At 59.0% G+C, this 25,366-nt stretch carries 19 protein-coding genes; 6 read left to right on the top strand and 13 right to left on the bottom strand.

The genetic code is table 11. The features are described from left to right. Positions 1–147 precede the first annotated feature (147 nt). The 4 genes from nirB to cobA are packed head-to-tail and all read left to right on the top strand — an operon-like array spanning position 148 to position 6,410. Positions 148–2,601: a nitrite reductase large subunit NirB gene (nirB, locus tag AC3IUF_RS09535; protein ID WP_489280916.1), complete on the top strand. Its 2,454-nt coding sequence runs from the start codon at positions 148–150 to the stop codon at positions 2,599–2,601. Further along, the gene (gene nirD / locus AC3IUF_RS09530) at positions 2,598–2,915 is read left to right on the top strand and encodes a nitrite reductase small subunit NirD (RefSeq protein WP_095111819.1); all 318 of its coding nucleotides are present in this window, start codon (positions 2,598–2,600) and stop codon (positions 2,913–2,915) included. Before nirB ends, nirD begins: the two co-directional genes overlap by 4 nt. Further along, positions 2,915–5,629 carry a nitrate reductase gene (locus tag AC3IUF_RS09525; protein ID WP_489280915.1) on the top strand — a complete coding sequence of 905 codons (2,715 nt, stop codon included), beginning with the start codon at positions 2,915–2,917 and terminating at the stop codon, positions 5,627–5,629. Before nirD ends, AC3IUF_RS09525 begins: the two co-directional genes overlap by 1 nt. A gap of 13 nt (positions 5,630–5,642) precedes the next feature. Then, positions 5,643–6,410 (top strand): uroporphyrinogen-III C-methyltransferase, encoded by a 768-nt coding sequence (gene cobA / locus AC3IUF_RS09520; RefSeq protein WP_007916397.1) that lies wholly within the window; start codon positions 5,643–5,645, stop codon positions 6,408–6,410. A 97-nt stretch (positions 6,411–6,507) separates the two neighbouring features. Here cobA and AC3IUF_RS09515 read toward each other — a convergent pair whose 3' ends face one another. From AC3IUF_RS09515 to ppsA, 8 genes are all read right to left on the bottom strand, one after another. Continuing rightward, positions 6,508–7,542, bottom strand: a complete 1,035-nt coding sequence (locus tag AC3IUF_RS09515; protein ID WP_016985589.1) for an OmpA family protein — start codon at positions 7,540–7,542, stop codon at positions 6,508–6,510. Positions 7,543–7,649: 107 nt separating this feature from the next. Next, positions 7,650–8,240, bottom strand: a complete 591-nt coding sequence (gene sigX, locus AC3IUF_RS09510) for an RNA polymerase sigma factor SigX (RefSeq protein ID WP_011333251.1) — start codon at positions 8,238–8,240, stop codon at positions 7,650–7,652. A 90-nt stretch (positions 8,241–8,330) separates the two neighbouring features. After that, complete coding sequence (locus tag AC3IUF_RS09505; RefSeq protein ID WP_007916401.1) at positions 8,331–9,155, bottom strand: mechanosensitive ion channel family protein; 825 nt, start codon at positions 9,153–9,155, stop codon at positions 8,331–8,333. 2 nt (positions 9,156–9,157) lie between these two features. Then, positions 9,158–9,403, bottom strand: a complete 246-nt coding sequence (locus AC3IUF_RS09500; protein WP_007916402.1) for a hypothetical protein — start codon at positions 9,401–9,403, stop codon at positions 9,158–9,160. A 63-nt stretch (positions 9,404–9,466) separates the two neighbouring features. After that, on the bottom strand, positions 9,467–10,462 hold the full coding sequence (locus AC3IUF_RS09495; RefSeq protein ID WP_007916404.1) for a zinc transporter ZntB: 996 nt from the start codon (positions 10,460–10,462) through the stop codon (positions 9,467–9,469). Positions 10,463–10,483: 21 nt separating this feature from the next. Further along, positions 10,484–10,975, bottom strand: coding sequence for a ribonuclease E activity regulator RraA (rraA, locus tag AC3IUF_RS09490; RefSeq protein ID WP_047599043.1), 492 nt, complete (start codon positions 10,973–10,975; stop codon positions 10,484–10,486). Positions 10,976–11,200: 225 nt separating this feature from the next. Next, positions 11,201–12,190, bottom strand: coding sequence for an alpha/beta fold hydrolase (locus AC3IUF_RS09485; protein WP_095111821.1), 990 nt, complete (start codon positions 12,188–12,190; stop codon positions 11,201–11,203). Between the two features lie 96 nt (positions 12,191–12,286). After that, positions 12,287–14,662, bottom strand: a complete 2,376-nt coding sequence (gene ppsA / locus AC3IUF_RS09480) for a phosphoenolpyruvate synthase (RefSeq protein ID WP_007916410.1) — start codon at positions 14,660–14,662, stop codon at positions 12,287–12,289. Between the two features lie 174 nt (positions 14,663–14,836). Here ppsA and ppsR point away from each other — a divergent pair, with 174 nt between their 5' ends. Next, positions 14,837–15,655, top strand: coding sequence for a posphoenolpyruvate synthetase regulatory kinase/phosphorylase PpsR (gene ppsR, locus AC3IUF_RS09475; protein ID WP_007916411.1), 819 nt, complete (start codon positions 14,837–14,839; stop codon positions 15,653–15,655). Positions 15,656–15,778: 123 nt separating this feature from the next. Here the strand turns inward: ppsR and AC3IUF_RS09470 are convergent, their stop codons facing one another. Then, a complete protein-coding gene (locus tag AC3IUF_RS09470) occupies positions 15,779–17,188 on the bottom strand; it encodes an aminotransferase-like domain-containing protein (protein ID WP_489280914.1) in 1,410 nt (469 codons plus the stop codon). A gap of 114 nt (positions 17,189–17,302) precedes the next feature. Here AC3IUF_RS09470 and AC3IUF_RS09465 point away from each other — a divergent pair, with 114 nt between their 5' ends. Further along, a complete protein-coding gene (locus tag AC3IUF_RS09465) occupies positions 17,303–18,217 on the top strand; it encodes a DMT family transporter (RefSeq protein ID WP_489281620.1) in 915 nt (304 codons plus the stop codon). A gap of 89 nt (positions 18,218–18,306) precedes the next feature. Here the strand turns inward: AC3IUF_RS09465 and prpD are convergent, their stop codons facing one another. From prpD to prpC, 4 genes are all read right to left on the bottom strand, one after another. Continuing rightward, positions 18,307–19,791: a 2-methylcitrate dehydratase gene (gene prpD / locus AC3IUF_RS09460; protein ID WP_489280913.1), complete on the bottom strand. Its 1,485-nt coding sequence runs from the start codon at positions 19,789–19,791 to the stop codon at positions 18,307–18,309. A gap of 373 nt (positions 19,792–20,164) precedes the next feature. Then, positions 20,165–21,355 carry a 2-methylaconitate cis-trans isomerase PrpF gene (gene prpF, locus AC3IUF_RS09455; RefSeq protein WP_463542630.1) on the bottom strand — a complete coding sequence of 397 codons (1,191 nt, stop codon included), beginning with the start codon at positions 21,353–21,355 and terminating at the stop codon, positions 20,165–20,167. Positions 21,356–21,409: 54 nt separating this feature from the next. After that, entirely contained in the window at positions 21,410–24,004 is a 2,595-nt protein-coding gene (gene acnD, locus AC3IUF_RS09450; RefSeq protein WP_489280912.1) for a Fe/S-dependent 2-methylisocitrate dehydratase AcnD, read from the bottom strand. A gap of 206 nt (positions 24,005–24,210) precedes the next feature. Continuing rightward, positions 24,211–25,338: a bifunctional 2-methylcitrate synthase/citrate synthase gene (gene prpC, locus AC3IUF_RS09445; protein ID WP_150652924.1), complete on the bottom strand. Its 1,128-nt coding sequence runs from the start codon at positions 25,336–25,338 to the stop codon at positions 24,211–24,213. Positions 25,339–25,366 lie beyond the last annotated feature (28 nt).

Here is a 25,366-nt window from a genome sequence, read left to right as displayed (position 1 = left end):
CGAAGGCTGCGCTTCCCGAGAGAACGGGACCAGGACAAAGGCGTCCTCGCTAGGCAACTAGCGGGACGCCTTTTTTTGTTTGCGCAAAATTTGTCGAGCAAGGCCTGACTGCCCACAAGAGGCCAGCCGCAGCTCCCGGAGAACCTGATGAAAAAACTCAAACTGGTGATGATCGGCAATGGCATGGCCGGGGTCCGCACCCTCGAAGAATTGCTCAAGCTGAGCAATGAACTGTACGACATCACCGTCTTCGGCGCCGAACCACACACCAACTACAATCGCATCCTGCTCTCGCCGGTGCTGGCCGGTGAGCAGACCTTCGAGGAGATCGTGCTCAACGACCTCGACTGGTACCTGGAAAACAACATCAAGTTGTTGCTCAACCGCAAAGTGGTGGAGATGGACCGGGTCAAACGCCGGGTGATCGCCGAGGACGGCACCGAAGCCGAATACGATCGCCTGCTGATCGCCACTGGCTCGACACCGTTCATCTTGCCGATCCCCGGCAACACCCTGCACGGCGTGATCGGCTATCGCGACATTGCCGACACCCAGGCGATGATCGACACCGCGAAAACCCACAAACACGCGGTGGTCATCGGCGGTGGCCTGCTCGGCCTCGAAGCCGCCAATGGCCTGATGTTGCGCGGCATGCACGTCACCGTGGTGCACATCGGCGAATGGTTGCTGGAACGCCAACTCGATAAAACCAGCGGTCAACTGCTGCAAAGCGCCCTTGAATCCCGTGGCTTGCATTTCCGTCTGTGCGAACAGACTCAGGCCTTGCATGACGCCGGCAATGGCCGGGTCGGCTCGGTGCAATTCAAGAACGGCGACATTATCCCCGCCGACCTGGTGGTGATGGCCGCCGGTATTCGCCCCAACACCGAACTCGCGGAAAAGGCCGGCATCCCGTGCAATCGCGGGATCCTGGTCAACGACACCCTGCAAACTTACGACCCACGCATCTACGCCATCGGCGAGTGCGCGAGCCACCGTGGCATTGCCTACGGTCTGGTCGCGCCACTGTTCGAGCAGGCCAAGGTTTGCGCCAACCACCTCGCACAACTGGGCTTCGCCCGTTATCAGGGTTCGGTGACCTCGACCAAACTCAAAGTCACCGGCATCGACCTGTTTTCCGCTGGCGACTTCATGGGCGGCGAAGGTACGGAAACCATCACCCTCTCCGACCCGATCGGCGGCGTGTACAAAAAACTGGTGATCAAGGATGACGTGCTGGTCGGCGCCTGTCTGTACGGCGATACGGCAGATGGCGGTTGGTATTTCCGCCAGATTCGTGAGAATCACGCCATCGGCGAGATCCGCGATCACCTGATGTTTGGCGAAAACGCTTTGGGTGACGTAGGACATCAGGGCCAGGACAAAGCCATGGTCATGGCCGACACCGCCGAAGTCTGCGGCTGCAACGGTGTGTGCAAAGGCACTATCGTCAAAGCCATTCAGGAACACGGCCTGTTCAGCGTCGATGAGGTGAAGAAACACACCAAAGCGGCCAGCTCCTGCGGCTCCTGCGCCGGACTGGTCGAGCAGATCCTGATCAACACCGTCGGCGGCGCAGCGGATGTCAAACCGAAAAGCGAAAAAGCCATCTGCGGTTGCAGCGACCTCAACCACGGACAGATCCGCCAAGCCATTCGCGAGCAGCATCTGCTGACCATCGCCGGCACCATGAACTACCTCAACTGGCGCACGCCGAACGGTTGCGCAACGTGCCGCCCGGCTCTCAACTATTACCTGATTTCCACCTGGCCCGGCGAAGCCAAGGACGATCCGCAATCGCGCCTGATCAACGAACGTGCACACGCCAACATCCAGAAGGACGGCACTTACTCGGTGGTGCCACGGATGTGGGGCGGCGTGACCAATCCTTCGGAACTGCGGCGGATTGCCGATGTGGCTGACAAGTATCAGGTGCCGATGGTCAAGGTCACCGGCGGCCAGCGTATCGATTTGCTCGGCATCAAGAAGCAGGATCTGCCGGGCGTGTGGAAAGACCTCGACATGCCGTCCGGGCATGCCTACGGCAAATCCATCCGCACGGTGAAAACCTGCGTCGGCAGCGAGTTCTGCCGCTTCGGCACGCAAAACTCGACACAACTGGGCATCGAGCTTGAGCACGACCTGTTCAACATGTGGTCGCCGCATAAAGTGAAACTGGCTGTCTCCGGATGCCCACGCAACTGCTCGGAAGCGGGGATCAAAGACGTAGGAATCATCGGCGTCGACTCCGGTTGGGAGATGTACATCGGCGGTAACGGCGGGATCAAAACCGAAGTCGCCGAATTCTTCGTCAAGCTGAAAACCGCCGAAGAAGTGCGCGAATACAACGGTGCCTTCTTGCAGCTGTATCGCGAAGAAGCCTTCTACCTCGAGCGCACCGTGCACTACCTGCAACGGGTCGGCATGGAACACATCAAGAAAGCCGTGCTGGAAGACCCGGAGCGCCGCAAAGCGCTGAACGAACGCCTGCAATTCTCCCTGTCGTTCGAACAGGATCCGTGGAAAGAACGTCTGGCGCAGCCGCAACTGAAGAAAGAATTCGACGTAATTTCAGTGAAAAACCTGGAGGTGCCGGCATGAACTGGCTGGATATCTGTGCCCTCGACGAGATCAATACCCTCGGTTCGCGAATCATTGCCGGGCCGAAAGGTGACATTGCGATTTTTCGTACGAGCGACGACGAAGTTTTCGCCCTCGACGACCGCTGCCCACACAAGGGTGGGCCGTTGTCACAAGGTTTGATCTACGGAAAACGCGTGGCCTGTCCGCTGCACAATTGGCAGATCGACCTGCAATCCGGCGAGGCGCAGGCGCCGGACATCGGTTGCGCGCACCATCACCCAGCGCGGGTCGAGAATGGTCGGGTGCAGTTGGCTCTGCGGGACGCCATCTGATGAACCGCCAGACGACCGCCTCGACCTGCTGTTATTGCGGGGTCGGCTGCGGCGTGCTGATCGAGCATGACGGCGAGCGCATCCTCGGCGTCAGCGGCGATCCGACGCACCCGGCCAACTTCGGCAAACTGTGCAGCAAAGGCTCGACCCTGCACCTGACCGGCGACCTCGCGGCCCGCGCGCTGTACCCGGAACTGCGTTTGGGCAAAGGCCTGGCGCGCAGCCGCACGGATTGGGACACTGCGCTGGAACATGCCGCCAACGTGTTCGCCGAAACCATCGCCGAACACGGCCCGGACAGCGTCGCGTTCTATATCTCCGGACAGTTGCTGACCGAGGACTACTACGCCTTCAACAAACTGGCGCGGGCGTTGGTTGGCACCAACAACATCGACAGCAATTCACGCCTGTGCATGTCTTCAGCCGTGGTCGGCTACAAGCGCAGCCTCGGCGCCGACGCCCCGCCGTGCAGCTATGAGGACCTGGAGCTCAGCGATTGCGTGATGATCGTCGGCAGTAACATGGCCTACGCCCATCCAGTACTTTTCCGTCGGCTGGAGGAAGCAAAATCCCGCCGCCCGCAGATGAAAGTCATCGTCATTGATCCACGACGCACCGACACCTGCGACCTCGCCGATCTGCACCTGGCGATTCTGCCCGGTACCGATGTCGCTTTATTCCATGGGATTTTGCACCTGCTGTTGTGGGAAGACTGGATTGATCGCGACTTCGTCAAGGCGCACACCGATGGCCTCGCCGAATTGAAGAATCTGGTGCGCGATTACACCCCGCAAATGGTTTCACAGTTATGCGGCATCAGCGTCGAGCAACTGCAGCAATGCGCCGAATGGGTTGGCACTTCGCCGAGTTTTCTGTCGTTGTGGTGCATGGGTTTGAACCAGTCCACGGCCGGTAGCGCAAAAAACAGCGCGTTGATCAATCTGCACTTGGCCACCGGGCAAATCGGTCGTCCGGGTGCAGGACCTTTCTCCCTCACCGGTCAGCCGAATGCCATGGGCGGGCGCGAAACCGGTAGTTTGTCGAATCTGTTGCCGGGCCATCGAGACGCGGCCAACCCTGAACACCGCGCTGAAGTGGCGGCTTATTGGGGCGTTGATCGGTTGCCGGAAAGCACTGGTCTCAGCGCCATCGAACTGTTCGAGCAAGTGCGCAGCGGCAAGATCAAGGCGTTGTGGATTGCCTGCACCAACCCTGCGCAATCGATGCCGGATCAGAGTGCGGTGCGCGCGGCGCTGGAAGCTTGCCCGTTTGTGGTTCTGCAAGAAGCCTTTCGCACGACTGAAACCGCAGCATTCGCCGATCTGCTGCTGCCCGCCGCCAGTTGGGGCGAGAAAGAAGGTTCGGTGACCAATTCCGAGCGACGCATTTCCCACGTGCGCAAAGCCATTCTCCCACCGGGTGAGGCGCGGCCGGATTGGGCGATTACGGTAGATTTCGCGCAGCGTCTGGAGAAACGTCTGCGCCCCTCTGCATCGAGCCTGTTTACTTTCACCCAACCTGCACAACTGTTCGATGAGTTCAAAGGGCTGACGCGTGGGCGGGATCTGGATATGTCCGGGATCAGTCACGCGCTGATCGACGAGATCGGACCGCAGCAATGGCCCTTCCCTGTCGGAGCGCGGCGAGGAACGCCACGACTGTACGAAGACGGGATTTTCCCAACCGCCAACGAGCGCGCGCAATTCATCGCCGACCCGTATCGTGCCGCCAAAGAACAACGCGATGCACGCTTTCCACTGACGTTGATCACTGGCCGCTTGCGTGATCAATGGCACGGTATGAGCCGCACCGGTACGGCGGCGCAACTGTTCGGGCATGTCAACGAAGCGGTGTTGAGCCTGCATCCAGACGAAATGCGCCGGCATCGTTTGCAGCCGGGCGATCTGGTCAATCTGAAAAGTCGTCGCGGCGCGGTAATTGTTGCGGTCGCTAGTGATGACAGCGTACGTCCGGGACAAGCGTTTCTACCGATGCACTGGGGCGATCGCTTCCTCAAGGGCGGCGTGAACAGCCTGACCCTGCCGGCCTTCGATCCTTTGTCGAAACAACCGGAACTCAAACACAGCGGCGTGCGCCTGGAACCGGTCAATCTGCCGTGGCAGCTTTTCGCACTGATCGAAGGTGATGTTCAACGGCACTTCGAGACGCTACGACCGCTCTGTGAGGCATTTTCCTACGTTAGCCTCAGCCTTGTCGGACGTGAACGATCGGCATTGCTGATACGCGCTGCCAGCAGCGAGGCACCGGATGCGCAATTGCTCAGTGAAATCGACCGATGCCTGTCGCTGATCGACGGTCCGGTTTTGGCCTATGACGATCCGCGCCGGGCCATTGGCAAGCGCGTGCGTATTGAAAACGGCCGAATCACCGCGATTCGCCTGGCCGGCGAAACCCTCGCCCGGCATTGGCTGCAAGGGTTGTGGCTGGAAGGCCGTGCCGACGAACAACTGCGGCGTTGGTTGCTGGCACCGATGAGTGCGCCGCCGGGCAGTGCCGGGGCGCAGATCGCTGCGGATAAGACCCTGTGCAACTGCAACAACGTCAGCCTCAACGCGGTCTGCGCCGGTATTCGCCAAGGGCTGGATCTGCAAGGCTTGAAAAGCAATTTGGGTTGCGGCACGCAATGCGGTTCGTGCGTCCCGGAAATAAAGCGTTTGCTGGCTGCCGAGTTGCAGCCGGTCGCCATCGTCTGATGAGGAAAGCAGCATGAATGCAAAAGTCTGGCTGGTAGGCGCCGGCCCCGGCGATCCGGAACTGCTGACCCTCAAAGCGGTGCGCGCTCTGCGCGAGGCCGACGTGGTGCTGATCGATGATCTGGTCAACGAGGCGGTGCTGGAGCACTGCCCTGATGCGCGCATCATTGCCGTGGGTAAACGCGGTGGTTGCCGCTCGACACCGCAAGCGTTCATTCATCGACTGATGCTGCGCTATGCCCGCCACGGCAAGTGTGTGGTGCGGCTCAAGGGTGGCGATCCGTGCATTTTCGGTCGAGGGGGTGAAGAGGCGCATTGGCTGCGTGAGCGTGGCGTCGAGGTGGAGTTGGTCAATGGCATCACCGCCGGGCTGGCCGGGGCGACGCAGTGCGATATTCCGCTGACGTTGCGTGGGGTCGCACGCGGGGTGACGCTGGTGACTGCGCATACTCAGGATGACAGCCAGTTGAACTGGCAGGCACTGGCGCAGGGCGGCACAACGCTGGTGGTTTATATGGGCGTGGCCAAGCTGGGCGAGATTCGCGATCAGTTGCTGGCGGGCGGGATGGCAGCGGATACGCCGGTGGCGATGATCGAGAATGCGTCGTTGCCAGAGCAGCGCGAATGCCGGAGTGATCTGGCGAGCATGAGTGCTGATGCGTTCAGGTTTGGGCTGAAAAGCCCGGCGATTTTGGTAATTGGTGCGGTGGCAGCCATTGTTGAAGAGCAAAAGATCGCAGCCTGCGGCAGCTCCTACAGGACGTATGCAGATTTCATGTAGGAGCTGCCGAAGGCTGCGATCTTTTAAAACTGCAAAGCCAAATCGCAGACAAAGAAAAGCCCGGCCTAAGCCGGGCTTTTCTCAGAGCGGCAGCTAATTACTTAGCTTGAGCTTCAACCTGCGCTTCTACGCGACGGTTTACAGCGCGGCCAGCTTCAGTTTTGTTGTCAGCAACTGGGCGGGATTCGCCGTAGCCAACAGACTGAACGCGGGACGATTCAACACCGTACTGGTTGGTCAGAACTTGCTTAACGGCGTTTGCACGACGCTCGGACAGTTTCTGGTTGTAAGCGTCAGGACCGACGGAGTCAGTGTGACCTTCAACAGTAGTGGTGGTGGATGGGTACTGCTTCATGAAGTCAGCCAGGTTTTTGATGTCGCCGTAGCTGTTTGGCTTCACAACCGACTTGTCGAAGTCGAACTTAACGTCCAGCTCAACACGAACAACTTCAGCAACTGCTGGGCAGCCGTCAGCGTCAACAGTTACGTTGGCTGGGGTGTCCGGGCACTTGTCAACGTTGTCGCAAACGCCATCGTTGTCGCTGTCGGAGCAGACTTCAGCTGGTGCTGGAACTGGAGCAGCAGCAGGCTTGGAGCCGCCACCGAAGTTCACACCGATACCAACGCTAGGAGCCCACTCGGTGTCGCCCTGGTCGATGTTGTACTGAGCTTCAACGCCAGCACGGGCGTAGAAGTTCTCGGTGAAGTACAGCTTGGCACCAGCGCCCAGGTTGGCGAAGGTGGAGCGGTCACGACCGCCGGAACCGTTCTGACCGATGCTCTGATCGGAGAAACCAGCCGATACGTATGGACGCAGCATGTCGCCTGGGTTGTTGAAGTGGTACAGAGCGTCCAGAGCGGTGTTCGCGCCCTTGATGTTACGACCGTCGTCGGAACGTACGTTGTGCACTTCGTCGTAGCCCAGACGCAGTTCAACGTCGTCGGTCAGGAAGTAACCGATCGAACCGCCGAACAGGTTGCCGTTGTTCTTGAAGTTACGAGCGCTGTCGAATTGTTCTTTCTTTGCGAAGCCTTCGATTTCAACTGCGCCTTGGCCTTGTGCCAGAGCGCCGAACGAAGTGGCGGCAATCAGAGAACCAATGGCCAAGCCCAAGGTGTTTTTCAGTTTCATCCGTTAAATCCCCATCTGGTGATTGTGAAGCAGTCCCGCAAACCGGGGGACAACTCGGCGGCAAGTCTATCAGAACTTGCCTACACGTAAGAGATATTTGCGCTGAACTAAGTTTCAGCAATGCCTGCAAATTTCTCACGCAATTTATCTAGAGCACGTTTGTAACGCATTTTTGTCGCACTCAAACCCATGTGCATGATGTCTGCGATCTCCTGAAATTCCAGCTCTGCGACAAATCGAAGCACCAGAATTTCACGGTCAATCGGGTTCACATACACCAGCCAGCGATCAAGCCCGCCCTTCTCCTCGGGTTTCGGCGCCTTTTCTTCGGACGCTTCCTCGAGGGGGTCAAGACTCAATGCGTCCATCAAGCGACGCTTTCGCCGTTCCTTCCGATACTGCGTAATACATTCGTTGTACGTGATGCTGTAGAGCCACGTTTTGAACTTCGATTTCCCCTCAAAGTTCTTCAGGCCATACAGCACCTTCAACATGACTTCCTGACAGACATCGTCTGCGTCGCGATCGTTCCCAAGATATCTCGCACAAACGTTAAATAATGTTCGCTGGTAACGCCGCATCAGTTCTTCATAGGCGCGCGTTACGTGAAACAGCTCGGTATGCGAGCGCGCGACCAACTCCTCATCAGAGAGCTCGCGGGGGTCGTAGCGCGTGGATAGCGTTTGGGCTTTATTCAAAACAAGTCGTGCCGACAGTCAGGTCAATGTCCACCGCGACCAGCATCAGCTGGCATTTCGCGGCGGCATACATTAGCAGGGTTTGCCGGATTAGCGGCTACTCACATGCTGTTCCAGCAGGATCCGATTGGAAAGAGAGACTAGCTCACCCTCATCGGTCAGCAATGTGGTTTTAACCGTGCCGATCTCCTCGATCTGGCCTTCGACCTCGCCAACACGCACTTGTTGCCCAACCTGATACAACTCACGCACATAGATTCCCGCAAGAATCTGACCGGCAATTTCCCGGCTTCCCAAACCCATGGCCAGCGCAACGGCCAGACCAACGGTAATCAAAACGATGACAATCACATGGTTCAGCAGGTCGGTCTTGACCTCAAGCTGACTGATCGCGACCGAGATGCTGATGATGATCACCAGCCCCTGGGCAATTCGCCCAAGCCCCGAAGCGTAGTCCAGGCCTACGCCTTCTGCCGCCCCGCGCACCAGCCCGTTGGCCAGTTGTGCGAGCAAAACACCCACCAGCAACACCAGCGCCGCGCCGAATACTTTCGGCAAATAGAGCGCCAACATATCCAGCGTAGCCGAAACTCGCTCGAGGCCAAGGGATTCTGCTGCAGAAACCAGAAAAATCAGCAGAACGAACCAGTAAACGATTTTACCGATCAGCGTTGAAATCGGAACTTGCAGCCCCGCACGCGACATCAACTTGGTCAGCCCGGTACCACCCATCAGGCGATCAAGACCCAGTTTGGCGAGCAGCTTGGAGAGCAAGGTATCGAGCAGCTTGGCCACAACGAAACCCAACAGCAGCACGACCAGTGCGCCGAACAGGTTCGGGATGAAGTTGGCTACTTTGGTCCACAACGCAGTCATTGCAGTGACGAGGCTCTGAGTCCAGAGGTCGAGTTCCATATTCAATCAGCCTTATCAGCAGTGCGAGCGGTAGGTTTACGACGGGAAACCGGCGAGACATGGGCCGAGCCGTTATTCAGGGCGATCATCAGCGCGGGCAGCCAGCGGCCCAGCAGGCTGAACAAATCACCGGCGCCGACCTGGCGGTTGGCGGTTTTGAGTACGCGGCCCAGGCACGCATCGTCGTCGCGGCTGGACGGCGAAGCGTTGAGCATGTCGCGCAAAGACTGTTCAAACGGATCGTGCATACGCACCTCTCGTGATGTCTGTGAAAGACGCGGGCAGATTTGGTCGGGTCACATCCGCCATCGTCAGACCCAGCGCAAACGACGGAATAACCACCACTGACCGAAGGCCAGGGCGAGCACCGTCAAGCAGGCGATCAGGAAACCATAAGGGCTGCTGGAGAACGGAATTCCGCCGACGTTGATGCCCAGCAGACCGGTGATAAAACTCATCGGCAAAAAGATGCAGGTGATGATGCCGAAACGGTACATGGTGCGATTCATGCGCTCGCTCAAACGCCGGTCTTCAGCCTCCAGCACAAGCCCCACGCGCTCTCGGGTCAATTCGAGTTCTTCGAGATAGCGGGTCAGGCTGTTGTTCAATTCGTTCCAGTAATCGGCATCGTCATCGACAAACCACGGCAGTTTTATCCGCGTCAGTTGTCCGAAAATATCCCGCTGCGGCGCAAGAAATCGCTTTAGTCCGGCCGCCCGGCGGCGGATGTGCAAAATGGCGCCATGCTCGGGGGTATACCGTTCGTCGGCATCCATCTTTTCTTCTTCCTCATCGGCGATTTCCGAGAGGCAAGTGACCAGATCCTGCACCTTGTTGGTGAGGAACTGCGCTAGATAAAGGATAAGTTCAGACGAGGTTTTCGGGCCTTTGCCGTCCGCCAATTGCACCAGCAGCTCATCGGTGGCGCGCAATGGGCGCAAACGCAGGGAAATCACCCTTTGCGCCGAAGCGAAAATCCGCACCGAGACCATGTCTTCCGGCTCTGCACCCGGATTGAGATTGACCCCACGCAGAAACAGCAGCAACTCGGAATCCGGCAACGGCAACAGGCGCGGTCGAGTGTTCTCTTCCAGCAGCAGATCGCAGGTGAATTCATTGAGACCGCTGGATTTGCGCAGCCAGGTCTGCGTTTGCGGATGGCTGCGATCCCAATGCAGCCACAGGCTTTCATGGGCCTGCAGCTGCAAATCGTCGAGCTCAGTCCGGGCTATCGAACGCGCACCGCCTTTTCCGTCCAGCACCAGGGCATGCACCAGCCCCCATTGCGCGTTTTCTTCCTCGAACATCCGCATCCCTTGTCGAAAATCTTATTCAGGCATCTGCAGCGGACTCGGCGAGACGATCACGCCGTTGTTGTCCGCATAAATGTAGTGGCCCGGGTGGAACGTCACACCGGCGAAAGTCACCGGGACGTTGAGGTCACCAATGCCGCGTTTTTCGGTTTTCATCGGGTGGCTGGCCAACGCCTGCACGCCCAGATCGGTCTGCGCAATGACGTCGACGTCACGGATGCAGCCGTAGATGACCAGCCCTTCCCAGCCGTTTTTAGCGGCTTTCTCGGCGATCATGTCACCCAGCAGCGCGCGACGCAGCGAACCGCCGCCATCGACCACCAGCACTTTGCCGTTGCCCTTGAGCTCAGCCTGTTCCTTGACCAGCGAGTTGTCTTCGAAGCATTTGATGGTCACGATTTCGCCACCGAACGAATCACGGCCGCCGAAGTTGCTGAACATCGGTTCCAGCACCTGCACCAGCTCCGGATAGGCGTCGCACAGGTCAGGCGTAAGGTAATGGTTCATCGAAAAACTCCTGTAAAAAGCAAGACGATCAAGGATGCCGCGTTCTGAAGAGACGAGTTCCGGTGGTCGCTGTTTACCTTAGCTCATTGAATGTTCGCTGAATGAACCTGAACAAACGCTGAAACTTAATCGCTAAACTGCCACCGAATATGACCAGAACCGCACAATTCGTCATATCTTAGCCGCAAGCCGACCTTTACGAAATGCCCTTTACCCAGCCCCGTCTCAGACCGCAGCAGCCAGATCAGGCTTCTCGCCCAGTAACGGCGTGTGCTGATCGTTCAACCAGCGCGCGACCAAGGGCCACACTTCATTCTGCGCCGCTTTGCTCACCAACATTTCAACATGACCGAAATTATCGGTGAAACCCTGTTCGCGCCCCAGATTGACGAATTGCTTGTGCTCGGAGCCGATCTGTTCGAACAGTTTGCGACAGGCCCAGGCCGGATCCTGATGATCCCCCGCCGCCGTCACTGCCAGCACCGGCACCTTGACGTCCGCCAGACCCGCCCACCAATCCTTGTCCTTGTCGCCAAAACGGCCGAACAAGCCGTACCAGCGCATGCTTTCCAGTGCCAGACCGATCGGCTCATCTTCCGGGCCACGCTTGAGGCGTGAACCCGACAGTTGCGCGAAGCGCTTGAGAATAAAGCGCCCACTCCACTCCACTGGCGGGATTTTCAGCGGCCAGTAGGTGCGGCTGACCTGAGTACCGAAAAACGCCGCAGAAGCTACGGCAGGCTCGCCAAGGTATTCGCCACCGAGCGCCGCGGCCAAGGTGATGCCGCCCAGCGAATGGCCGATCCAGTGCGGAATCTGCCCGCTCTGCTCTCGCACGAATGCGGCAATCGCCGGCAGATCGTAACGGGCATAGTCGGCGACACGGTTGCGTCGGTATTCCTCATTGCGCTGCGACAGGCCGTGACCGCGCATCTCCGGAATCCAAACGTCGAACCCCAGTCGCGTCAGATATGCGCCCAGGCCCAGGCCTTTGGGTGAAAACCAGAAGCGTCGATTGGAAAAACTGCCGTGCAGCAAAATCACCGGCACACCGCGAGGCGCCGTGTCATCGGCCATGCCCAAGCGGGTCACAGCGATTTCCACGGACCAGTCGGGGCTGTTGCCGGGTTTCAGTCGATACACGTCTTCGCTCAGATCGCCGCGCCGTTCGGCGCTGATCAGGGCGACAGGAAATAAGTTGCTGCTGCTTTGCATAATGCTCTTGCACAAAAAAGGGCGGCATCTACAGGAGCCCGCCCTACTTGAATCTCAAGGCCCGCCCCCTGTGGGAGCGGGCCGTTCACATACTCTTTAAGCCGGTGTCTGACCTTCGGCGAGGAAGAACCAGGTTTCCAGCACGGTATCCGGGTTCAGCGACACGCTTTCGATGCCCTGCTCCATCAGCCACTTGGCCAGATCCGGGTGGTCCGAAGGACCCTGACCGCAGATACCGATGTACTTGCCGGCCTTGTTGCACGCGGCAATCGCGTTGGCCAGAAGCTTCTTGACCGCCGGATTACGCTCGTCAAACAGGTGCGCGATGATACCGGAATCGCGGTCCAGACCCAGGGTCAACTGCGTCAAGTCGTTGGAGCCGATCGAGAAGCCGTCGAAGAATTCGAGGAATTCTTCAGCAAGGATCGCGTTGGATGGCAGTTCGCACATCATGATCACGCGCAGACCGTTTTCGCCGCGCTTCAAGCCGTTTTCGGCGAGCAGATCGACGACCTGACTCGCTTCGCCCAAGGTACGGACGAACGGCACCATGATTTCGACGTTGGTCAGGCCCATCTCGTTGCGCACACGTTTCAGCGCACGGCATTCCAGTTCGAAGCAGTCACGGAACGATTCGCTGATGTAACGCGAAGCGCCACGGAAGCCCAGCATCGGGTTTTCTTCTTCCGGCTCGTACAGCTTGCCGCCGATCAGGTTGGCGTATTCGTTGGACTTGAAGTCCGACAGGCGCACGATGACTTTCTTCGGCGTGAACGCCGCCGCCAGGGTGCTGATGCCTTCCACCAGTTTGTCGACGTAAAAGTCGACCGGGTCGTTGTAACCGGCGATACGCTTGTCGACGCTGTCTTTGATTTCCTGCGGCAGACCGTCGTAGTTCAACAGCGCTTTCGGGTGGACGCCGATCATGCGGTTGATGATGAACTCAAGACGAGCCAGGCCGACACCGGCGTTCGGCAGTTGCGCGAAGTCGAAGGCACGATCCGGGTTGCCGACGTTCATCATGATCTTGAACGGCAGCTCCGGCATGGCGTCGACGGAGTTCTTCTTGATGTCGAAGCCCAGTTCGCCTTCGAAGATGTAACCGGTGTCGCCTTCAGCGCAGGACACGGTCACGCCCTGGCCATCCTTCAGCAGTTGGGTGGCATTGCCGCAACCAACCACAGCAGGAATACCCAGCTCGCGAGCGATGATCGCTGCGTGGCAAGTACGCCCGCCACGATTTGTGACGATGGCGCTGGCGCGCTTCATCACCGGTTCCCAGTCCGGGTCGGTCATGTCGGAAACCAGCACGTCGCCCGGCTGGACTTTGTCCATCTCGGAGACGTCCTTGATGATGCGCACTTTACCGGCGCCGATACGCTGGCCAATCGCACGACCTTCCACCAGCACGGTGCCGGTTTCTTTCAGTAGGTAACGTTCCATGACGTTGGCCTGGGTGCGGCTTTTCACGGTTTCCGGACGCGCCTGCACGATGTACAGCTTGCCGTCGTCACCGTCCTTGGCCCACTCGATGTCCATCGGGCAGCCGTAGTGCTTCTCGATGATCATCGCTTGCTTGGCCAGTTCGCTGACTTCAGCGTCGGACAGGCAGAAACGCGCGCGGTCAGCCTTGTCGACGTCGATGGTCTTGACCGAACGACCGGCCTTGGCCTCGTCGCCGTAGATCATCTTGATGGCTTTGCTGCCCAGGTTGCGACGCAGGATCGCCGGGCGACCGGCCTCCAGCGTGCCCTTGTGCACGTAGAACTCGTCCGGGTTGACCGCGCCTTGTACGACGGTTTCGCCCAGGCCGTAGGCGCCGGTGATGAACACCACGTCACGGAAACCGGATTCGGTATCGAGGGTGAACATCACGCCGGCAGTGCCGGTTTCCGAACGCACCATGCGCTGCACGCCAGCCGACAGGGCGACCAGTTTGTGGTCGAAGCCCTGGTGCACGCGGTAGGAAATCGCACGGTCGTTGAACAGCGAAGCGAACACCTCTTTGGCGGCGCGGATAACGTTTTCCACACCACGGATGTTCAGGAAGGTTTCCTGCTGACCGGCGAACGAGGCGTCCGGCAAGTCTTCGGCGGTGGCGGAAGAACGCACGGCCACGGCCACGTCAGGGTTGCCGGCCGACAGCGCGGCAAACGCGGTGCGGATTTCGGCATTCAGTTTTTCAGGGAATTCGGCTTCCATGATCCATTGACGGATCTGCGCGCCGGTCTTGGCCAGGGCGTTGACGTCATCAACGTCGAGCGCGTCGAGGGCCTGGTGGATCTGGTCGTTGAGGCCGCTCAGTTCGAGGAAATCACGATAAGCCTGAGCCGTCGTGGCGAAGCCGCCGGGGACCGAAACACCGGCGCCTGCCAGGTTACTGATCATCTCGCCCAGGGATGCGTTCTTGCCCCCCACATGCTCAACATCGTGTTTGCCGAGCTTATCGAGGGAAACTACGTACTCTACCAAGGTGATCTCTCCACTAACTGTGTTGGAAAAGCTCAGAAACCGGCGGCCCGGGGGAGCCTTGGCCGGTTGTATGGCCTGGACCTGGAAAATAAGTGAGAATGCGGGCCAATGGCGGCCGACAAATCGCGCCTATCATATCCAAGATTCGTTACTAGCTTAAGGCCCAAGGTGCAAATGAAACGATCTGCTTTCTTCATCTCCGATGGCACCGGCATCACTGCCGAAACCCTGGGTCAAAGCCTTCTGGCGCAGTTCGAAAACATTACCTTCAGCAAATTCACGCGACCGTACATCGACAGCGTGGATAAAGCGCGGGCCATGGTACAACAAATCAACAAAGCCGCCGAAACCGACGGCTTCCGCCCGATCATCTTCGACACCATCGTCAATCAGGACATCCGTGAGATTCTCGCAACGTCCAATGGTTTCATGATCGATATTTTCTCGACCTTTCTTGCCCCGCTTGAGCAGGAACTGACCGAGCATTCTTCCTACACCGTCGGCAAGTCCCACTCGATCGGGCACAACTCCAATTACATGGAGCGCATCGAGGCGGTGAACTTCGCCCTCGACAATGACGACGGTGCGCGCACGCACTATTACGACAAAGCCGATTTGATACTAGTGGGCGTGTCGCGATGCGGTAAAACGCCGACGTGTCTGTACATGGCCATGCAGTTCGGCATCCGCGCGGCCAACTATCCGCTGACCGAAGACGACATGGAGCGCCTGACCCTGCCAACGGCCCTGCGCGCCCACCAGCACAAGCTGTTCGGCCTGACCATCGACCCGGACCGCCTCACCGCTATCCGCAATGAGCGCAAGCCCAACAGCCGTTATTCGAGCTACGCCCAGTGCGAATTCGAAGTGCGTGAGGTGGAGAATCTGTTCCGCCGCGAGAACATCCCGAACATCAACTCCACGCATTTTTCGGTGGAAGAGATTTCGGCGAAGATTCTGGTGGAGAAAGGTGTCGAGCGGCGCTTCAAGTAGATTGCTGGTGTCTGTGCGACCGCTATCGCGAGCAGGCTCACTCCTACAGTTGATCTTCAGCGGGCACAGATCATGTGGACGACAGAGATTCATTGTAGGAGTGAGCCTGCTCGCGATGAACGATTACACGATCTCTGTCAGTGCCCGGCTTAAAGCTTCAAAACCTGCAAGCAACAACCGATCATCCCCCACCGCATTACACACACTCACCCGAATAAATTGCGGCACCGCTGCATGCCCCACCGCAAACGCCTCAGCGGTGGCCACCAGATAGTTGTTCTCCTTCAACTCCGCCGCAATCTGCGACGCCCGCCACAGCTCAGGCACTTGCACCCAGAAATGCGGACTGTAAGGGTGAGTCTTGTAGTCCAAGCCTTGCAGAACAGGTGCCACCAAAGCCTTGCGCCGAGCGATCTCGCTGATCTGTTCGTCCAGCAAACGCTCGGCCATACCGCTTTCAATCCACAGACTGGCCACTTCCATCGATAACGGATTGGCCATCCAGCACGTTGCGCGGATGGCGGCACTCAAACGCCCGATCAACGCTTGCGGCGCGTGCAGGTAACCGACGCGCAAACCCGCGGAAACCGCTTTGCTCAAACTGCCGATCAACACCGAACGCTCCGGCGCGAAATAACTCAGCGGCAACGGGCGCTGACGATCCAGCACGGCATGGGCTTCATCCTCAATGATCAGCAGGTTGTACTGGCGACAGAGGTCGGCAATCGCCTCGCGCCGTGGGATCGACATCACAGCGGCTGTAGGATTCTGGATCGTTGGGGTGCAATACAGTGCAGAAACGCGATGCTGACGGCAGATTTCTTCCAGTGCCGACGGCACAAGTCCTTCGTCATCCATCGCCGCGCCAATGAGTTTTATCCCGAGCTGACGTGCGACGCCGATCAATCCCGGGTAGGACAAATGCTCGGTCACAACGGTGTCGCCGGCCTTGAGCAAACCCATCAACGCGCACAACAGACCATGTTGGCCGCCGTTGACGCACAACACCTGATCGACATGCGGGACAAACGCCCCGTGCTGCAACCAGACCGCCCCCGCCAAGCGGTGCCGTGCCAGCCCACCTTCAGCGGTGTATCCAGTCAACTGCTGTAACACCCGTGGATCACTCGCCAGCTCCTGGAGACTCTGGCTCATGAACGCCGCCTCTTGTCCTGGCATCGGTTGATTGCGGCTCATGTCGAAGCAGGCTGACGGCTCATCGCTGACATTACGAAAGCCTTTGTCCTGCGGCCGCTCCATCCCGCGCTGACACACATAAGTGCCATCTCCTACGCGAGCAACCACCAATCCGACACGCTCCAGATCACCGTAGGCCCGGCTGATAGTGCCGATGGTCACGCCCAGACTGTCGGCCAGCAATCGGTGGGGCGGCAACTTGCATCCCGCATCGATCACACCTTCGTCGATGGCCTGTGCGACCGCATCGGCCAAGCGTTTGTACTTCACGCCGACGCCATTGGCGAGGCCGTCGCGGAGGATTGACACCATGGCAATACTTACTTTGACAGTCATTCTCGCCCCGAATAGCGTGCTTAAAACAGGTTCAATCAGAAATAGACCGTTTCCACGATCAGGTCAATTCCACCGTTCGGAGCACGCCGCATGTCGACCGCCGTCAGCACACCGATGAACATCAGCAAACCCTGGCTCGCCGGATTGCTCACCAGCACGCTGTTTCTGATCGTCTGCCTGAGTTGGGGTACGACGTGGCTGGGGATCAAGATTGCGGTGGAAAGCGTGCCACCGCTGACCGCTGCCGGCCTGCGCTTTCTGATCGCCTTTCCGCTGTTCCTGAGCTTTGCGCTGTTGCGCAAGGAACCACTGTTGTTTCCTCGACCAAGCCGCTGGTTTTTTGTGTTCGTCACGCTGTCGTATTTCAGTCTGCCCTACTACCTGCTCAACTATGGCGAGATGCACGTGTCGTCCGGCCTGACAGCGCTGCTGTTCAGTTGCATGCCGGTGTTTATCCTGTTGTTTTCCGCGCTGTTTCTGCGCGAGAAAATCTACCCGTCGCAAATGCTCGGTATCGCGATCGGTTTCGGCAGTCTGTTCATGATTATTCGCAGCCAGGGTCTGCATCTGGATCAGGCCGAATGGCTTGGCGTGTTGGCGATTCTGTGTGCGGCGGTGATGCATGCGCTGTGTTACGTGGTGACGAAAAAACATGGCAGCGTGATCAGCGTGATTACCTACAACACGCTGCCGATCGGCATTGCCGGAGCGATGTTATTTATTGTCGGATTGAGCGTCGAAACGCCGGTGTTTGCGCAAGTGACAACACGCTCGTGGGCCGCCCTGTTCTATCTCGGGCTGGTGGCCTCGGTCGGCGGATTCATCGTTTACTTTTTGCTGCTTAAACGCCTAAGCCCAATCATCCTGTCGTTCGTGTTTATCATTTTCCCGGTGTTCGCCGTGATCATCGGCGCCTGGTACGAGGGACAAACCCTGTCCCGGGAGCTGATGATCTATTCGGCGATTTTATTGAGCGGCTTTGCGATCACCAAATTGCCCATCGAAAAATGGCGTACGCGGTCCATGTAGGAGCTGCCGAAGGCTGCGATCTTTTGATCTTGTTTTTTACAATCAAAGTCAAAAGATCGCAGCCTGCGGCAGCTCCTACAGGTTTTTCGTCAGATCACAAATAGGTCGACGAAACGGTTTACCGGGGTGGACTCCAGCTGCGTCTGATCCTTGCACAACGCGAAGATTTCGCCGCTGCGCTGGCCGGTGAAACGCGTGGCCAGGTTGGCTTTGAACTTGTCTTCCAGCAACGGAATGACCTCGACACGGCGGCGGCGATGACCGATCGGGTATTCCACCACGACGTTGTCGGTGCTGCTGCCGTCCTTGAAAAACACCTGCACGGCGTTGGCGATCGAGCGTTTGTCGGCCTCCAGATATTCGCGAGTGAAACGCGGATCTTCGACGATAACCATTTTCTCGCGCAGCACATCGATGATCGGGTGCGCCTTGTGGAAATCATCTTCGTAATGCTCGGCGACCAGATTGCCGAACGCCAGCGGCACGGCGGTCATGTACTGGATGCAGTGGTCGCGGTCGGCGGCGTTGGCCAGCGGCCCGACTTTGGAGATGATGCGAATCGCCGATTCGTGAGTGGTGATGACGATGCGGTCGATTTCATGCAGACGATTGCGCACTTGCGGGTGCAACGTCACCGCTGCTTCACAGGCGGTCTGCGCGTGGAATTCGGCGGGGAAACTGATCTTGAACAGCACGTTTTCCATCACGTAACTGCCGAACGGCCGCGAGAAACTGAAGGCGCGTTTGTTCTCGGGTTTCAATGCCAGATCACTGTTGGTGTGGCTGAACAGCACGTCATAAAAACCCCACTGTTTCGCAGTCAGCACTCCGGGAATGCCCATCTCGCCGCGCAGGGCAATATCGGCCAGACGCACGCCACGACTCGACGCATCCCCTGCTGCCCAGGATTTTCGCGAACCGGCGTTTGGGGCGTGCCGGTAAGTGCGCAGCGCCTGACCATCGGCAAACGCGTGAGACAACGCCGACAACAGTTGCTCACGATTGGCGCCCATCAGTTTGGCGGTGACAGCGGTTGAAGCAACTTTCACCAGAATGACGTGATCGAGTCCTACGCGGTTGAAGGAGTTTTCCAGAGCGATCACGCCTTGAATCTCGTGGGCCATGATCATCGCTTCGAGCACATCGCGAATGGTCAGCGGCGCTTCAGCGTTGGCCAGACGCTTCTGTGAGAGGTGATCAGCCACCGCAAGAATCCCGCCGAGATTGTCGGATGGATGACCCCACTCGGCGGCGAGCCAGGTGTCGTTGTAATCGAGCCAACGGACGATGCAGCCGATGTCCCACGCAGCTTTGACCGGGTCGAGGCGATAGGAGGTACCGGGAACGCGTGCGCCGAACGGGACGACGGTGCCTTCGACGATCGGGCCAAGGTGCTTGGTGCATTCGGGGAAACGCAGTGCCAGCAGGCCACAGCCCAGTGTGTCCATCAAGCAATTGCGGGCGGTGTCGAGGGCTTCGGCAGAGGGGGCTTTGAAGGTGAGGACGTAATCGGCGATGTCCTGCAGGACATGGTCGTAGTCGGGACGGTTGTTCAGGTCGACGTTGGCGCTCATTGCGGTTCTCCTGTGCGGGAATGATGAGTGGTGCGGTCTTCCTCAGGGCTTGGCGGGTTTGGTTGATTGCAGGTCTGGGGTGCCTGCTTGTTTGGTGTTTCTTCAGTGGGTGGGGCCCCTCACCCTAGCCCTCTCCCGAGGGAGAGGGAACTGATTGGGGGATGCTTTAGAGGTTCACCGACGTGAGCGATCTCCATTGAATCCATAATCGATCGGGTCAATGCATAATTTCAAAAACCTCGATCAGCCCCCGGATCCATAATCGCCGCAATCTTTCAGGTCGATGTACAACCCCAGACACCTCGGTCGGCTCCCTCTCCCTTTGGGAGAGGGCTGGGCGGGCGGCGTTCCGATGAGGGTGAAAAATCTCAAATCAGAAAGAATCACCCGGGATGCGCACGTAGCCTTCCATGAGAACGCGCGCGCTACGGCTCATGATGGCTTTCTTCACCACCCACTCACCGTTCTCCAGACTGGCTTCAGCGCCAACGCGCAACGTCCCGGATGGATGCCCGAAGCGCACGGCATTACGTTCAACACCACCGGCCGCAAGGTTGACCAAGGTGCCGGAAATCGCTGCCGCCGTCCCGATCGCCACCGCCGCCGTGCCCATCATCGCGTGGTGCAACTTGCCCATCGACAACGCGCGCACCAGCAAATCGACATCCCCAGCGCCAACCGCTTTACCACTCGACGCCACGTAATCCGCAGGCTTGGCAACGAACGCGACTTTCGGTGTGTGTTGCCGTTTCGCCGCTTCATCCAGATTCGATATCAGCCCCATGCGCAACGCGCCATAAGCCCGAATCGTTTCGAACATCTGCAATGCTTGCGGATCGCTGTTGATCGCGCTCTGCAGTTCGGTGCCGGTGTAACCGATGTCTGCGGCGTTGACGAAGATCGTCGGGATACCCGCGTTGATCATGGTCGCCTTGAACGTGCCAACACCCGGCACTTGCAGCTCATCGATGAGATTGCCGGTGGGGAACATCGAACCACCGCCGCCCTCTTCTTCTGCCGCCGGGTCCATGAATTCGACTTGCACTTCGGCGGCCGGAAAGGTCACGCCGTCGAGCTCGAAATCACCGGTTTCCTGCACTTCGCCGTTGGTGATCGGCACGTGGGCAATAATCGTTTTGCCGATGTTGGCCTGCCACACGCGCACCACCGCGACACCGTTGTGCGGAATGCGGCTGGCATCGACCAGGCCATTGCTGATGGCAAACGAACCGACCGCTGCCGAGAGGTTGCCGCAGTTACCGCTCCAATCCACAAAGGGCTTGTCGATGGAGACCTGACCGAACAGGTAATCGACGTCGTGATCAGCCTTGATGCTTTTCGACAGGATCACGGTTTTGCTGGTGCTTGAAGTGGCCCCGCCCATGCCGTCGATTTGTTTGTCGTACGGGTCGGGGCTGCCGATCACGCGCAGCAATAAAGCATCGCGAGCCGGGCCGGGAATCTGCGCCGCTTCGGGCAGATCCTTGAGGCTGAAAAACACGCCTTTGCTGGTGCCACCGCGCATGTAGGTGGCGGGGATCTTTATTTGTGGTGCGTGAGCCATGATGCTCCTTACCGAGGGCACGGGACTTAAAATCCCCTGCCCACATCAGTTGATTTAAACGGCAACCGCCGACTCTTCAAGGAAGTCCTGAGCGAAACGCTGCAACACGCCGCCAGCCTCGTAGATCGACACTTCTTCAGCGGTATCCAGACGGCAGGTCACCGGCACGTCAACGCGCTCGCCGTTCTTGCGATGGATCACCAGCGTCAGATCCGCACGCGGTTTGCGCTCGCCGATTACGTCATAGGTTTCGCTGCCATCGATGGCCAGCGTGTGACGGTCGGTGCCCGGCTTGAACTCCAGAGGCAACACGCCCATGCCCACCAGGTTGGTGCGGTGAATGCGCTCGAAACCTTCTGCGGCAATCGCCTCGACACCGGCCAGTCGCACACCTTTCGCCGCCCAGTCGCGGGACGAACCCTGGCCGTAATCGGCGCCGGCGATGATGATCAGCGGCTGCTTGCGCTCCATGTAGGTTTCGATGGCTTCCCACATGCGCATCACTTTGCCTTCCGGCTCGACACGCGCCAGCGAACCCTGTTTGACCTTGCCGTTTTCCACGACCATTTCGTTGAACAGTTTCGGGTTGGCGAAGGTCGCGCGTTGTGCGGTCAAGTGGTCGCCACGGTGGGTTGCATAAGAGTTGAAGTCCTCTTCCGGCAGGCCCATTTTTGCCAGGTATTCGCCGGCGGCGCTGTCGAGCATGATTGCGTTTGATGGCGACAGGTGATCGGTGGTGATGTTGTCCGGCAGCACCGCCAGCGGGCGCATGCCCTTCAGCGGACGGGCGCCGGCCAGTGCGCCTTCCCAGTACGGTGGACGACGGATGTAGGTGCTCATCTCGCGCCAGTCGTACAGCGGCGTGACTTTCGGGCCTGTGTCTTCGTGGACGGCGAACATCGGAATGTAGACCTGACGGAACTGCTCAGGCTTGACCGAAGACTTCACCACCGAGTCGATTTCTTCATCGCTCGGCCAGATGTCTTTGAGGCGGATTTCCTTGCCGTCCACAACACCGAGCACGTCTTTTTCGATATCGAAACGGATGGTCCCGGCGATGGCGTAAGCGACCACCAGCGGCGGCGAAGCGAGGAATGCTTGCTTGGCGTACGGATGGATGCGGCCGTCGAAATTGCGGTTGCCCGAGAGCACAGCGGTCGCATACAGATCGCGGTCGATAATCTCTTGCTGGATCAGCGGATCGAGCGCGCCGGACATGCCGTTGCAGGTGGTGCAGGCGAAGGCGACGACGCCGAAACCGAGCTGCTCCAGTTCAGTGGTCAGCCCTGCTTCGTCGAGGTACAGGGCGACGGTTTTCGAACCCGGCGCCAGCGAGGATTTCACCCACGGTTTGCGGGTCAGGCCGAGCTTGTTGGCGTTGCGCGCGAGCAGGCCGGCGGCAATGACGTTGCGCGGGTTGCTGGTGTTGGTGCAACTGGTGATGGCGGCGATGATCACCGCGCCGTCGGGCATTTGCCCCGGCACGTTTTCCCACTGCCCGGAGATGCCTTTGGCCGCCAGATCCGCCACCGCGACGCGGGCGTGCGGGTTGCTTGGGCCGGCCATGTTGCGCACCACCGACGACAAGTCGAAAGTCAGGCCGCGCTCGTATTGCGCGCCTTTCAGGCTGTCGGCCCACAGGCCGGTGAGCTTGGCGTATTGCTCGACCAACTGCACTTGCTGGTCTTCGCGGCCAGTGAGTTTCAGGTAATCGATGGTTTGCTGGTCGATGTAGAACATCGCCGCCGTGGCGCCGTATTCCGGAGCCATGTTGGAGATGGTTGCGCGGTCGCCGAGGGTCAGCGCCGCCGCGCCTTCGCCGAAGAATTCCAGCCATGCGCCGACGACTTTCTGCTTGCGCAGGTATTCGGTCAGCGCCAGCACCATGTCGGTGGCGGTGATGCCCGGCTGCAGCTTGCCGGTCAGTTCGACGCCGACGCTCTCCGGCAGACGCATCCACGACGCGCGACCGAGCATCACGCTCTCGGCTTCGAGGCCGCCAACGCCGATGGCGATCACGCCCAGCGCATCGACGTGCGGGGTGTGGCTGTCGGTGCCGACGCAGGTGTCGGGGAACGCCACGCCTTCACGCACCTGGATCACCGGAGACATTTTCTCCAGGTTGATCTGGTGCATGATGCCGTTGCCCGGCGGGATCACATCAACGTTCTTGAAGGCCTTTTTGGTCCAGTTGATGAAGTGGAAACGGTCTTCGTTGCGCCGGTCTTCGATGGCGCGGTTTTTCTCGAACGCTTGCTTGTCGAAACCGCCCGCTTCTACTGCCAACGAGTGGTCGACGATCAATTGCGTCGGCACTACCGGGTTGACCTGCGCCGGGTCACCGCCCTGCAAAGCAATCGCGTCACGCAGGCCGGCGAGGTCGACCAGCGCGGTCTGGCCGAGAATGTCGTGGCAGACCACACGCGCCGGGAACCACGGGAAGTCGAGGTCGCGTTTGCGTTCGATCAGTTGTTTGAGGGAATCGGTGAGCGTGGCCGGGTCGCAGCGACGCACAAGGTTTTCCGCCAGCACGCGGGAGGTGTACGGCAGAGTGTCGTAACTGCCGGGCTGAATCGCCTCGACCGCCGCGCGGGCGTCGAAATAATCCAGAGGGCTGCCGGGCAGGGTTTTGCGGAATTCTGTGTTCATCGGGTCAGGACTCGGGTCACGGTAGTTGCAAAGGGTGGGGCCAGACACCGACCTCAAAATTCACATTGAACCCTGTGGGAGCTGGCTTGCCAGCGATGCGGTGGGTCAGTCAGCATCATTGTTGGATGTGACGCCGTCATCGCTGGCAAGCCAGCTCCCACAGGGATTTAGGTGAGCTTCGAGATCAGTATTCGGCACTCACCATTTCAGCGACGTTCGATTGGCACGAACTTGCGCTGTTCGACGCCGACGTATTCGGCGCTTGGACGGATGATGCGGTTGTTGGCGCGTTGTTCGAACACATGCGCGGCCCAGCCGGTCAGGCGCGAGCAGACGAAGATCGGCGTGAACAGCTTGGTCGGGATGCCCATGAAGTGGTACGCCGAGGCATGGTAGAAATCGGCATTCGGGAACAGTTTCTTCTGCTCCCACATGGTCTTGTCGATGGCTTCGGAAACCGGAAACAACACCTTGTCACCGACTTCATCGGCGAGTTTTTTCGACCAGCCCTTGATCACCTCGTTGCGCGGATCGCTGTCCTTATAGATCGCGTGACCGAAGCCCATGATCTTGTCTTTGCGCTCGAGCATGCCGAGGGTGCCTTTGATCGCCTCTTCCGGCGACGAGAAGCGCTCGATCATTTCCATCGCCGCTTCGTTGGCGCCGCCATGCAGCGGGCCGCGCAACGAACCGATCGCCGCCGTTACGCAGGAGTACAGGTCGGACAGGGTCGAGGCGCAAACGCGGGCGGTGAAGGTCGAGGCGTTGAATTCGTGCTCGGCGTAAAGGATCAGCGAAACGTTCATCACTTTGACGTGCAGTTCGCTTGGCTTCTTGTCGTGCAGCAAATGCAGGAAGTGGCCGCCGATGGTTGGCTCGTCGCTGACGCAATTGATGCGTTTGCCGTCGTGACTGAAGCGATACCAGTAGCACATGATCGCCGGGAACGCGGCGAGCAAGCGGTCAGTCTTGTCACGCTGCTCGGAGAAGTCTTTCTCCGGTTCGATGTTGCCGAGGAACGAGCAACCGGTGCGCATCACATCCATCGGGTGGGCGTCGGCGGGGATGCGTTCGAGCACTTCTTTCAGCGCTTGCGGCAAGTCGCGCAGCTTGCTCAGCTTGCCTTGGTATTCGTCGAGTTGCGCCTGGGTTGGCAGCTCGCCGTACAGCAGCAGGTACGCGACTTCTTCAAATTGTGCATCGGCTGCCAGTTCACGCACGTCGTAGCCGCGATAGGTCAGCCCGGCACCGGCCTGGCCCACGGTGGACAGTGCGGTTTGCCCGGCAACCTGGCCACGGAGCCCGGCGCCACTGAGTACTTTTGCTTCGGCCATTGTTTTCTCCAATCTTGAATTTGTTAGG

It is taken from the genome of Pseudomonas sp. KH_040 (assembly GCF_057839305.1).
This window is presented reverse-complemented; position numbering and strand designations above follow the sequence as displayed.